Here is a 12,213-nt window from a genome sequence, read left to right as displayed (position 1 = left end):
ATGACACGGGCTTCCGAGCAGGCCGACCCCGGGGATCGACGCCAGCGCGATCTTCGGACGACCCAGCACCACCAGATCTGCGACAGAACCGAAACGGCTGACGGCCGACACTGGCCGCCCCTACCGCCGGCTCCTGCCGGCTGCGGCGGCTGACCAGCGCATGCCGAGGGCGTCGAGGTCGGTGCGGCGCTGCTCGGTGAGCTTGCCGGCCCGTCTACGGATGTTGTCCAGGACCATGCCGAGCTTCACCGCCAAAAGCTCCTCGGCACCGTCCTGCCGGCCCGCCTTCCGGTTCCAGGTGCTCGATGTGCTTGCGGGGCACGTTGAGGTGTCCTTCACGGGCACGGTACTGGCGTGCTGCCCGGAGGTTGAGCGCCCACCTGTCTTCCTGTGTGCGTTGTACGGGCCGTTCGTCTTCCCCGGCCGGGGTGAGACCGAGGACGTTCTCGAGAAGCCACTGCTGGACCGGCAGCAGGTCATCCCAGCCAAGGCGGCAGCCGGTCACCCAGCGTCCGAGGTCTTCGCCCTGCACGATCACCTCACCCGCCACTGTCGGAACCGCCCCGCCACCCTCGACACGAGCCTGAGCGAGGCGGAAACAGCGCTGCCACCCCAGATCCCACACCGGGCACCATCCGGGATCGATCTCCTCCAGTGCCTCGCGCCGCGCCCGGGTGGGTGCCGTGGCGCTGGATTCGACACAGAGGCCGGCCGCGCGCCGCTCGGCGATGGTGTCCGCGAGCCGAGCCGCGGTCCGCTGATTCTTCGCCCAGGTCCCCACCGGATACCCGCCCCAGACGGCGGTGGCCGGCGGCAGGAAATGCCCGTGCACCGCAGCCCACCCGCGGGCGGCGGCGAGCCCTTCCTCGAAAGCGACGTCCTGGTGCGACCAGACCATCCCGAGCCCGTCGAGCTCGGCGACACGGACCGAGGCCAGACGCCCGGCCTTGCGAAAGCGCCGCTGACCGGCCAGCCACGTCCCCAGCGGAAACCCCGCAGGCGACCACTCCGGCGGGGTGACCAAGTCATACGGCACCCGCAACTGCACGACGCCGCTCTCCTTCCCATACCGCACGCACGCTTCGATCCCGCGCCGCCAAAAGCTGTTCTCCGGCTCAAGCACCCGCAACTTCACAAACCGAGCCAGCTGCACCGGATCCCGCGGCACGGAGAACCTCAGCAGCTCCCGAGCGGGCACACCCGGCCCCAAAACACCCTCCTCCCGCTGCTCCTGACTCTCTTCACCGGTCCCGGCCATCTCCTCGGGCTCGTAACTGCCGCTGCGCACACGGGGGTCGGCGAGAGCTTCGATGGTGTCGGTGTCGTGAGCGCGGAGCGCTTCGAGGATCTTCGCCAGGGTGCTGTAGGCCGGAGAGGTCAGCATTTCGTCCGGCGTCTCACCAGGCGCGAAGAATACCGGAACGATCAGGGACGCGAACTTCCCTTCCCCAAGTCTCATCCGAAGTGCCCGGCCGACCATTTGCACGATATCGATCATCGACGCCCGCGCATCACAAAAAGCGACGGAATCACAATTCGCTGTATCGACCCCTTCGCCGAGCACCTTCACGGAACTCAGCACGCGCAGAGCGGCCGGCCGCAGCCCGTCTTCGGGTGTGAGTAGTCGAGGTACAGGAAATCCCGGTGAGAACGATCATGGTCGTTTAGCACACCCGCTGGGGCGCTCGCGGATGTTCGCGGAAAGGCCGCCGATCGGGCGTCGGTGCTGGTTACGGTCCGCCTCGTGCCGGTGGAGTTCTTAACTGATGAGCAGGCCGAGGCGTACGGGACGTTCCGTGAGATGCCCACGCGTCCAGAGCTGGAGCGGTTCTTCTTCCTCGACGATGACGACCACGACCTGATCGCGCTGCGGCGTACGGACGTGCACCGGCTGGGGGTGGCGGTACAGATCTGCACGGTGCGCTACGTCGGCCGGTTCCTGGGTGAGGACCCGCTCGCGGTGCCGTGGGAGGTCGTGGAGTTCCTGGCCGGCGAGCTGGGGATCGCGGACGCCTCGTGTGTGAAGCGGTACGCCGAGCGCCGGTCGACGGTCTATGAGCACGCGGACCAGATCCAGGAGCGGTTCAAGTACCGCGACTTCACCGATCGGAAGTAGGGGCGGGAGTTCCGCCGGTTCTTGTACGGGCGGGCGTGGACGCACGCGGAGGGGCCGGTGGCGCTGTTCCACCACGCGGTGATCTGGCTGCGGAAGATCCGGGTGCTGCTGCCGGGGGTCTCGGTGCTGGCGCGGCAGGTGTCGGAGGCCCGTACGGCGGCCGAGCGGCGGCTGTACCAGGCGGTGGCGCGGGCCGCCTACCGGGCTGACCCGTCGCTCGCGCCGGCCTTGGCGACCCAGTTGGTGGTGCCGGAGGGTAAACGGGTCTCGGAGCTGGAGCGGCTGCGGACGCCGCCGGTGACGTCGACGGGCACGGCGATGAAGCGGGCGATGGAGCGGGTGGAGGGGCTGGCCGCATTCGGGCTGGGGCGGGTGAACCTGGCCACGGTGCCGGTGAACCGGCTCTCGACGCTGGCGCGCTACGGGCAACTGAGCAAGGCGCAGACGATCGAGCGGGCACCGGAGCCGCGGCGCACCGCCTTGCTGACGGCGGTGGTGCGGCAACTGGAGGCCCACGCGGTCGACGACGCGCTGGACCTCTTCGCGGTGCTGATGGCGAACCGGCTGATCAGCCCCGCGCGGCGGGCCTCGGCCAAGGAGCGCCTGGCGATGCTGCCGCAGTTGGAGAAGGCCGCCCGCATCCTGGCGAAGGCGTCGAAGATCCTCACCCAGGAGCTGGACCTGGTGGGCGAGGCCGGCACCGACCTGGACGTGGCCGCGTGGTGGGCGGCGGTGGAGGAGGCCGTGCCGAAGGCGGCGGTGTCCTCGGCGGTGGTGATGGCCGAGGCCCTGGTGCCGGAGGACGACGGCAGCGCGGAGGCCGCGCTGCGCGAGAAGCCGGCCCTGCGCTACAACACCGTCCGCCCCTTCCTGGCCCTGCTGGGCGAGTCCAGCGCCCTCGGCGCCGCCCCGGCCGGCCGCCGGATCCTGAAGGCGGTGCGCCGGCTGCCGGCGCTCGCGCGGCGCCGCCCCAAGGAGCGGCCGGTGCTGCCGCGGGAGATCGACGTGGAGCTGGTGCCGCCGATGTGGCGGCGCGCGGTGTTCACCGGCGCCGAGCTGCCGCAGGGCGCGGTCGACCGGGACGCGTACGTGGTGTGCGTGTTGGAACTCCTGCACCGCGCCTTGAACCGGCGGGATGTGTTCGCGACGCCGTCGAACCGGTGGGCGGACCGCGCGCCCGCCTGCTGGACGGCCTGCGCTGGGAGACGATGAAACCCGACGTCCTGGCCGGCCTGTCGCTGACCGAGGACGTCGGCGAGCACCTGGCCCGCCTCACCCGCGGACTGGACGCGGCCTGGCGGCAGATGGCCGACCCCCTCGCCGAAGCCGGCGACGAAGCGAAGGTGGAGATCGCCGTCCCCGACGGCGGCGGCCGCGCCCGCCTGTCAGTCGACAAGCTCGGCGCCGTCGGCGAGCCGGAGTCGCTGACCTGGCTGAAGCAGACCACCGAGGCGATGCTCCCGCGCGTCGACCTGCCGGACCTGCTCTTCGAGGTCCACTCCTGGACCGGCTTCCTCGACGCCTTCACCCACGGCTCCGGCCGCACCGCCCGCATGGAGGGCCTGCTCGTCTCCCTCGTGGCGCTGCTGGTCGCCGAGAGCTGCAACATCGGCCGCACCCCGGTCATCGGCCCGGGCCAGGTCGCGCTGACGCGCTCGCGGCTGTCGCACGTGGACCAGAACTACCTGCGCGCCCACACCCTCTCCGCCGGAAACGCCGCGCTCATCGCCGCACAGAGCGGCATCGGGCTGGCCCAGATGGGGGGCGGCGGGCTGCTCGCCTCCGTCGACGGCCTGCGCTTCGTCGTCCCCGTCAAAAGCATCAACACCGGCCCCTCACCCAAATATTACGGGTACAAACGCGGCCTGACCTGGCTAAATGTGGTCAATGACCAGGTGGCGGGGGTCGGTGCGATGGTCGTGCGCGGCACCCCGCGCGACAGCCTGTTCACCCTCGACACCCTCCTCAACCTCGACGGCGGCGTCCGCCCGGAGATGATCACCACCGACCACGCCTCGTACTCGGACATGGCCTTCGGCCTGTACAAGATGCTCGGCTTCCGCTTCGCCCCGCGCTTCCGCGACCTGGCCGACCAGCGGTTCTGGCGCGCCGACCTCCCCGACGACGACGAAGGGGCGGCCCGCGGGTACGGGCCGCTGGAGGCCATCGCCCGCCACAAGATCAACCTGAAGCGGATCGTCACCCACTGGCCGGACATGCTCCGGGTCGCCGGTTCGCTGATCACGAACCAGGTCCGCGCCTACGATCTGCTGCGGATGCTCGGCCGCGAGGGCCATCCCACCCCGCTGGGGGCCGCGTTCGCCGAGTACGGGCGCATCGACAAGACCCTGCACCTGCTCGCTCTCGTCGACCCCGTCGACGACACCTACCGGCGGCTGATGAACCGCCAGCTCACCGTCCAGGAATCCCGCCACCGCCTGGCCCGCGCGATCTGCCACGGCGGCCGCGGCCAGATCCGCCAGGCCTACCGCGACGGCCAGGAAGACCCGCTCGCCGCCCTCGGCCTGGTCCTCAACGCCATCGTCCTGTGGAACACCCGCTACCTCGACGCCGCCCTCGCCCAGCTCCGCGCCCAGGGCCACGACATCACGGACGAGGACGCAGCCCGCCTCTCCCCGCTCAAGGACCGGCACATCAACTTCCTGGGCCGCTACCAGTTCAACATCACCACCAGCGGCCCCGGCCAGGGCCTGCGCCCCTTCCGGGACCCGGACGCCGTCGAGGACGAGGAGGACTGACATCGAGCTCCACCGGGCTTCCGTGGCCTTCCCTGAACCGTCACGTGGCGGAGTGCGGTGCGCGTACGCTGCGCGCCGGGCGGACACACCGGTCGAGCGCCGCCTCGGGACGGTCTCGCGCGCCGGCCTCCGCGGCCGTGCCCCGTCACTCCGGTGGCCGTCTGCGGTAGTCCCCGGGTCGGCGGCGTGGTGGCCTGAAGGCGTGGAGGAAGGCGTCGGCGCGTCCCGGACGGGCAGCCAGCCGCCGGAGCGCAGTGCGCCGACGATCCGCGCGTACGTCGACAGGAGTGGCCATGTCCTTGCCGGGGAGCCGTGTCCTTGCGGCGTGCGCGGTGGCCGCCGGGGGCTGCGTGCTGTCCTGGGCCGGCGCGGCGGCGGGGCTCACACCCGGCGTGCTGCCCGCTCCGCAGCTGAAGGTCGCCAAGGCGCAGGCGGACCTGTGCCCGACGGATGCCGTCACCAAGGCGCTGGGCGGTCAGAGGGTGACGCTCGGGGCCGAAAGCCCGGCGGTCCTGTCCCACGTCGACAGCCGGACCTGCGTGCGCCTGCCGATCACGCGGGGCGAGTTCGCGATGGACCTCAGCGCGGGATCGGTACCGGCCGACGGCGGCATCACCTTCACGGACTCCACGGGCCGAGGCGTGACGTTCACGGATGTCACATTCGACTTCGGCGGGCGGGTTGCCACCGGGACCGCGACCACCCAGGGCGCCGCGGCCGGCAGGGCGTCCCGCCGGCAGTCGGACGGTCTGTTCACCCTGGACTTCCGGCTGGACAAGACCGAGATCGACCTCACCAGGGGAACCGCGGAGGGCGCGGCGACCCTGGGCCTCGGGCAGGGCGCGGACGCCGGGCTGAAGGAAGCCTTCGGCAGCGACCCGCTGGCCGGCCAGGGCGCGGTGTTCGACGCCACTGCCGGCGGTGACGTGAGCCAGGCGGTGCTGGCGCTCACCCGCGCCCTGCTGCCGTGACCGGCACGGGCGTCCTCGCCCCGGCGGCGGCCGGAAGCACCCCCGCCGGCGGGGAACGGGCCGCGGTCGGCATCCGGGTGGAGATCCCGCCGCGATACTGTCCCCTGCCCTGCGCCGAGCACCCGGACGCCGGCCGCCTCAACGCCGCCGCGGCGGCCTGGATGAACGGCTACGGCCTGTGCCGGAACGGGGCCCAGCGGGCCCGCGTAACCGGCAACGACTGCGCGGGCTTCTACGGACGGATCATGCCGCGGGCGCCGTCCGGCCGGCTGCGGATCGCCGTCGACTGGTGCGTGCTGATGTTCGCCTTCGACGACCTGTACTGCGACGAGGGACCCGCCGGCATGGGCACCGGCGACTTCACCGCCCTCGCCACGCGCCTGCTGCGCGTCCTGGAAGAACCCGGGACACCGGCACCGGACGGATCCGGGGACGCCTTCCTCGCGGCGGCGGGCGACCTGGCGGCGCGCTGCCGAGCCCAGGGGACGCCGACACAGGTCCGCCGCATGGTGGCCGGACACCGCGCCTGGTTCCACGGCGTGGCGTGGGAGTTCGATCACCGCCTGCGAGACCGCACACCGCGGCTCGACGACTACGCACGCATGCGGCAGCACACCGCGGCCGGCGCGGCGACCTTCAGCTGGACGGAGATCGTCGACGGCGAGGAGCTCCCGGAGCGCGACATGGCGTCGCCGGCCGTCCGGGCCCTGCAGGAACTGGCCTTCACCACCGCGGCCTTCGACGACGACCTGTTCTCCTACGGCAAGGAGCGGTGGCTGGCCGCCCGGAACGGGCGCGGCGACGGGTGCCGGCTGAACCTGGTGGACATCCTGATCGAGGAGCGGTCCCTGTCCCTGACAGAGGCCCTGGCGGAGGCGGTGGCGCTGAACAACCGCCTCACCGCCCGGTTCCTGCATCTGCGCGACCGGGTGCTGCCCAGGGCGAGCGCACCGCTGCGCCGGCATCTGGGACATCTGTCGGCGCTGATCAGGGGCAACCTGGAGTGGGGACTCAAGGCGGCGCGCTACACCGACCCCGACGGCTGCCACCCCGGCGCCGTGGCCACCACCTGCTCCTTCACCGAGACGGCCCCGCCGGCGGGACCGCCGGGAATCCCGTCCGTGGCGTGGTGGTGGGACCGGCTGTAGGACGGCGGGAGGGCCCTTCGAACGGCAAGGACGCGCCGGGGCGGACGGCCTTCACCGTCCGCGAGGGGTGAGGCTCAGCCCGACGCGGCCGCGCGGCGGCAGCGCCACAGCCAGGCGCGGGCAGGGATCGCCGGACACGTGGACCTCGTAGCGGCTCAGCACGGTGGCCAGGACGAGCACCGACTCCATGACGAAGAACGCCCGCCCGACGCACTGATGGGCGCCATCCCCGAAGGGCAAGTAGGCCAGCGGGTGCCGCTCGCGCACGGCCCGCCGCTCGAAGCGCCCGGGATCGAAGCGCAGCGGATCGGGCCAGAACTCGGCCAGCCGGTGGGTGAGATAGGGGGAGAGGACCAGCGTGGTGCCGGCCGGGACGGGAACCCGGCCGACCACATCGTCCGCCCGGGCGACCCGGGGAACGGCCCAGGCCATCGAGTACAGCCGCATCACCTCGGCCAGCACCTGCCGCGTGAACACCAGCTGCCGTACGTGCTCGGGCCGCGGTGGGCCGCCGGCCAGTACCCGGTCCGCCTCCCGGCGCACCTCGGCCGCGACGGCCGGATGCCGGGCCAGCACCACCCAGGCCCAGGTGAGCGTGAGTGCGCTGGACTCCGAGCCGGCCACGAACAGCGCCACGATGTCGCGGCGGACGTGCTCGTCGTCGAGCGGCCGGCCGTCGGGCCCGCGGCCCCGCAGCAGACGGCTCATCAAATCCGCACCGTCACCACCCTGCCGGCGGGCCCGGCCGACGACCGGCACGAGCGTCCGGTCGATGGCGCGGGTCGCCCGCAGGAACGCCCGGTCGCCGGGCATCGGCACCCGGTGGGGGACGAACGGCATCGCCATGCGCCACAGCAGCGAGTCCAGGGCCGCGGCCACGTCCCGACCCAGCCGGTCGCACCGCTCGGCGCCGATCCGGGAACCGAAGAAGACGGGATCGACGACCCGGTGCACCAACCGCGTCATCTCCCCCACCGCGTCCGCCGACCGCCCCCGCGCCCGGCCGGCCAGCTCCTCCACGGCCCCGTCGACCGAGACGGCGACGACCTCTCCCGTCCGCCGCAGACATCCCCCCGACATCCCCTCACGGAGGACGTCCCGACTGGCCGCCCACCCCGGGCCCTCTCCCGCGATGCCCCGGCCGGTCAGCCGCCCCAGCGCGTCCCACATCGCGGCCCCACGGACGTAGTTCTCCGCACCGTCCCGCAACACGTGCCGCACGTGGTCGGGGTGGGTGACCAGCAACGGCCGGAACGGCCCAAGCCCCAGCCGCACCACCGCCCCCCGCGCCTGCCGGCCAACCTCCTCCACCAGCCCCAGCGGCCCCCCGTGCGCCAACTGCAGCAGAACGCGGTGCAGCGGAACGTCACGCATGCGGTCAGCGGTAGGTGAGGGCATCGGCATCCGCCTTTGGCTCCGGAAACACCGGTCGGGTATACGCCTGACAACCAGTCAAGCAATCACGGTACGTGCTGTACCGCGATAGATTCCGCCCGGCACAACCTGGCCATAACCGGAGAGCGCGCCGTCGGGCGGCTGCGCGGTGCCTTGCGGCACCTCCTCGGGGTGCCGTTAACGAGCGGCGAACCAGGTGACAAGTAGCCGAGCGTGATGCTTGGGCCTGCGCGTGCGGGGGCGGTCGCGAGGCCGAAGGCGTTCAAAAAACCAACGTTTAATGAAGATCACCGGACGGGCCGCCGGAAGGACCCCAGGGCCTTCAAAACTCCCTCAAAAACCTGGGTGGTTCAAGAACCTCGGAGCACCGTTTTCTGACAGGATTCCCGGCGCGACCACGCCCCTGGAGCCCGACGGTTTCGAACTGCTGGCCGCCGAGCCCGCCGTCCGCACCGAGATCCGCATCGGATACGCCCGCGTGTCCACCGGCGGACAGAAACTCGACCGGCAGCTCAACGCCCTCAAATCAGCCGGATGCCGGAAGATCTTCGCGGACAAGAAGTCCGGCAAGAACGACCTGCGCCCCGAACTCAAGGCGTGCCACGCCTTCCTCGACGCCGGGGACACCCTGGTCGGCCCTGTTCTCGTATAGCTACGGCCAGGTGGCGTGTAGCTCTGAGTAACCTTCTGGCAACGGTTTGAGTCTTCTGATCTTGAATCTGTCCCCTGCTCGCCACGATGTGATGATCCAACTGGCTGGCTCAAGGGAGTACGGGTGCGGCAGGAGTGGGAGCCGGAGGACCTGATCGAGGTCTGGACGCTGCTCGAAGACGACATGAAGAGGGTGCGGAACAAGTCCGGGGCGACCAGGCTCGGCTTCGCGCTGCTGCTGAAATTTTTCGAGGTGGAGGCCCGGTTCCCGGAGTCCGCCAAGGAGATGCCGACCGCCGCGGTGGAGTACGTGGCCCAGCAGGTGAAGGTCCCGGCACAGGCGTGGGCGTCCTACGACTGGCAGGGCGACCGGATCAAGCGGCACCGCAAGGAGATCCGGGAGGCGTACGGGTTCAGGGCGAATACCGAGGAGGACCAGGAGCGGTTGGCGCAGTGGCTGGCCGCGGAGCTGTGTCCGGTGGAGCTCTCGCGCGAGCGGCTGGCGGCGGCGGTGGTGGCCCGGTGCCGCAACGATCACATCGAGCCGCCGGCCCCGAAGCAGGTGGGGCGGCTGGTGGGCAGGGCGGTCAAGGACTTCGAGGCGCGGTTTTGCCGCAGCACGCTGGAGCGCCTGACGCACGCGACCCGTTCGCGGCTGGAGGATCTGGTCGCGGGCGGCGAGGAGACGGACGAGGGAGTCGACGGTGACGGGGCTGTGGCCGGTGGCGGGCGGTCGCACTTCGCCGAGCTGAAGACGGACCCCGGGGCGCCGGGGCTGGAGAGTCTGCTGGCGGAGGTGAACAAGCTCCAGCGGGTGCGGAAGCTTCAGCTGCCGGCGGACCTGTTCGCGGATGTGTCGGAGAAGCTGGTGGACGCCTGGCGGGCGCGGGCGTCGAAGGAGTACCCGGCGAACCTGGAGCGGATGAAGCCGCCGCGGCGTCTGACGCTGCTGGCCGCGCTGTGCCATGTGCGGCAGACGGAGATCACCGACTCGCTGGTGGACCTGTTCATCCAGCTGGTGCTGAAGATCAATACGCGGGCGGAGCGGAGGGTCGAGAAGGAGCTGGGGGCGGAGCTGAAGAAGGTCCGCGGCAAGGAGGCGATGCTGCTGCGGGTCGCGGAGGCGGCGCTGTCGGAGCCGGCCGGGACGGTGCGGCGGGTGATCTTCCCGGTGGTCGGCGGGGAGAAGACGCTCAAGGCCCTCGCCGCGGAGGCCGCGGCGAACGAGGCCCGTTACAAGGCCCGGGTCCGCACGGTGCTGCGCTCGTCGTACTCGGCGCACTGGCGGCGGATGCTCTCGCCGCTGCTGAAGGCGCTGGAGCTGAAGTGCAACAACACCGCCTACCGTCCGGTGATGGACGCGATCGACCTGCTCAAGCGGTATCTGGAGCAGCCGCTGAAGGAGGGGGCGTTCTTCGATGAGGCGGAGACGGTGCCGCTGGAGGGGGTGGTGCCCGATCAGTGGCGGGCGGCGGTGGTGGACGACAAGGGCCGCGTCGAGCGCATCCCGTACGAGCTGTGCGTGCTGGTGTCGCTGCGGGACGCGCTGCGGCGGCGGGAGATCTGGGTGGTGGGGGCGAACCGGTGGCGCAACCCGGAGGATGACCTGCCGGCGGACTTCGAGGACAACCGGGACGTGCACTACGCCGCGATCCGCCAGCCGCAGGACGCCGGGGAGTTCATCGACGCCCTGCAGGGCAAGCTCCGGACCTCGCTGGACCGCTTCGAGCGGGCCCTGGCGGAGGGCACCACGGGCGGGGTGGCGATCGTGAAGAAGCGCGGCGAGCCGTGGATCCGCGTCTCCCCCGGGAGAAGCAGGAGGAGCCGGAGTCGCTGGTGGCGATCAAGGGGGAGATCGAGCGGCGGTGGGGCACCATCGACCTGCTGGACATCTTGAAGTACGCGGAGTTCGACACGGACTTCATCGCCGAGTTCACCTCGGTCGCCACCAGAGAGAACCTGTCCAAGGACGTACTGCGGCGCCGCCTGCTGCTCGTTCTGTTCGGTCTGGGTACGAACATGGGGATCAAGCGGGTCGCGGTGACCGGCAAGCACGGCGAGAGCGAGGCGACCCTGCGGCGGGTGCGGCACCTGTTCGTCAACCGGGCCAACATGCGCGCGGCCCTGCGGAAGCTGGTGAACGCCACCTTCGCCGCCCGGGACGAGATGTGGTGGGGCACCGGCACGGCGTGCGCCTCCGACAGCCGCAAGTTCGGCTCCTGGTCCTCGAACCTGATGACCGAGTGGCACCAGCGTTACCGGGGCCCCGGCGTGATGATTTATTGGCATGTGGAACGAAAGTCCGTTTGTATCTACAGCCAGCTGAAGTCCTGTTCGGCCTCCGAGGTCGCCTCGATGATCGAGGGCGTGCTGCGGCACTGCACCGAGATGGTCGTCGACCGGCAGTACACCGACACGCACGGCGCCTCGATCGTCGGGTTCGCCTTCGCGCACATGCTGGACTTCAAGCTGATGCCGAGACTGAAGAACATCGGCTCGGCGAAGCTGTACCGCCCGGCCGCCGGGGAGGACGACAACTGGCCGCACCTGGCACCGGTGCTGTCCACCAAGACGATCAACTGGGACCTGATCCGCCAGCAGTACGACCAGATCGTGAAGTACACCACCGCCCTGCGTCTGGGCACCGCGGAGGCCGAGCAGGTCCTGCGCCGCTTCACCCGCGGCGGCCCCAAGCACCCCACCTACCAGGCGATCGAGGAGCTGGGGCGCGCGGTACGTACGGCGTTCATCTGCGACTATCTCGCGGATGTCGAGATGCGCCAGGAGATCCACGAGGGGCTGCAGGTGGTGGAGAACTGGAACTCCGCGAACAAGGACCTCTTCTACGGCAAGGACGGCGACCTGGCCGGTGCGGACAAGGAGAGCCAGGAGGTGTCCATGCTCGCCCTGCACCTGCTCCAGTCCGCGTTGGTGCACGTCAACACGCTGCTGATGCAGCAGGTCCTCGCCGATCCGAAATGGGCGGACCAACTCACCGAGGCGGACCGGCGGGCCTTGTCTCCGCTGTTCTGGACGCACGTGAATCCGTACGGCCGCTTCGAGCTGGACATGAACCGCCGCCTGGACCTGGACCTGACCGCCACGGCGGTGACGGTGCCCGGCCCCCGCAGTGGGCAGGACGAGCCGGCCGCGGCACCGGCCTGACGGATGGA

The 12,213-nt window shown here is 70.9% G+C and carries 8 protein-coding genes and 1 pseudogene; 6 read left to right on the top strand and 3 right to left on the bottom strand.

Going from position 1 to position 12,213, the window contains the following annotated elements; genetic code table 11:
- Window positions 1–120: 120 nt before the first annotated feature.
- Both ACQEVS_RS33135 and ACQEVS_RS33130 read right to left on the bottom strand, forming a co-directional pair.
- Window positions 121–249 (bottom strand): hypothetical protein, encoded by a 129-nt coding sequence (locus ACQEVS_RS33135; protein ID WP_433028397.1) that lies wholly within the window; start codon window positions 247–249, stop codon window positions 121–123.
- Window positions 215–1,582: a Helicase associated domain protein gene (locus tag ACQEVS_RS33130; protein ID WP_433028394.1), complete on the bottom strand. Its 1,368-nt coding sequence runs from the start codon at window positions 1,580–1,582 to the stop codon at window positions 215–217. The genes ACQEVS_RS33135 and ACQEVS_RS33130 overlap by 35 nt, the downstream gene beginning before the upstream one ends.
- A 162-nt stretch (window positions 1,583–1,744) precedes the next feature.
- Here ACQEVS_RS33130 and ACQEVS_RS33125 point away from each other — a divergent pair.
- The 3 genes and pseudogenes from ACQEVS_RS33125 to ACQEVS_RS33115 all read left to right on the top strand — a co-directional run bounded on the left by ACQEVS_RS33125 (window position 1,745) and on the right by ACQEVS_RS33115 (window position 6,994).
- Window positions 1,745–4,875, top strand: a pseudogene (locus tag ACQEVS_RS33125) (Tn3 family transposase).
- A 293-nt stretch (window positions 4,876–5,168) separates the two neighbouring features.
- Window positions 5,169–5,846, top strand: a complete 678-nt coding sequence (locus ACQEVS_RS33120) for a hypothetical protein (RefSeq protein ID WP_433028392.1) — start codon at window positions 5,169–5,171, stop codon at window positions 5,844–5,846.
- Window positions 5,843–6,994 (top strand): terpene synthase family protein, encoded by a 1,152-nt coding sequence (locus ACQEVS_RS33115; protein ID WP_433028389.1) that lies wholly within the window; start codon window positions 5,843–5,845, stop codon window positions 6,992–6,994. The genes ACQEVS_RS33120 and ACQEVS_RS33115 overlap by 4 nt, the downstream gene beginning before the upstream one ends.
- 51 nt (window positions 6,995–7,045) lie before the next feature.
- On the opposite strand, the gene ACQEVS_RS33110 is transcribed toward ACQEVS_RS33115, so the two are convergent.
- On the bottom strand, window positions 7,046–8,368 hold the full coding sequence (locus ACQEVS_RS33110) for a cytochrome P450 (protein ID WP_433028386.1): 1,323 nt from the start codon (window positions 8,366–8,368) through the stop codon (window positions 7,046–7,048).
- A gap of 301 nt (window positions 8,369–8,669) precedes the next feature.
- Between ACQEVS_RS33110 and ACQEVS_RS33105 the strand changes: the two genes are divergently transcribed.
- The 3 genes from ACQEVS_RS33105 (at window position 8,670) to ACQEVS_RS33095 (ending at window position 12,205) form a co-directional block, all read left to right on the top strand.
- Window positions 8,670–9,041 carry a recombinase family protein gene (locus tag ACQEVS_RS33105; protein ID WP_433028383.1) on the top strand — a complete coding sequence of 124 codons (372 nt, stop codon included), beginning with the start codon at window positions 8,670–8,672 and terminating at the stop codon, window positions 9,039–9,041.
- 123 nt (window positions 9,042–9,164) lie between these two features.
- Window positions 9,165–10,937: a DUF4158 domain-containing protein gene (locus ACQEVS_RS33100; protein WP_433028380.1), complete on the top strand. Its 1,773-nt coding sequence runs from the start codon at window positions 9,165–9,167 to the stop codon at window positions 10,935–10,937.
- Complete coding sequence (locus ACQEVS_RS33095) at window positions 10,829–12,205, top strand: transposase (protein WP_433028377.1); 1,377 nt, start codon at window positions 10,829–10,831, stop codon at window positions 12,203–12,205. The genes ACQEVS_RS33100 and ACQEVS_RS33095 overlap by 109 nt, the downstream gene beginning before the upstream one ends.
- Window positions 12,206–12,213 lie beyond the last annotated feature (8 nt).

The sequence above is a fragment of the Streptomyces sp. CA-181903 genome (assembly GCF_050937075.1).
Taxonomy (GTDB): Bacteria; Actinomycetota; Actinomycetes; order Streptomycetales; family Streptomycetaceae; genus Streptomyces.
This window is presented reverse-complemented; position numbering and strand designations above follow the sequence as displayed.

What these genes read in the sequence shown, in the direction of transcription:
- ACQEVS_RS33120 (WP_433028392.1), top strand. Translation starts at nt 5,169, where the DNA reads ATGTCCTTGCCGGGGAGCCGTGTCCTTGCGGCGTGCGCGGTGGCCGCC.
- ACQEVS_RS33110 (WP_433028386.1), bottom strand. Translation starts at nt 8,368, where the DNA reads ATGCGTGACGTTCCGCTGCACCGCGTTCTGCTGCAGTTGGCGCACGGG.
- ACQEVS_RS33105 (WP_433028383.1), top strand. Translation starts at nt 8,670, where the DNA reads ATGAAGATCACCGGACGGGCCGCCGGAAGGACCCCAGGGCCTTCAAAA.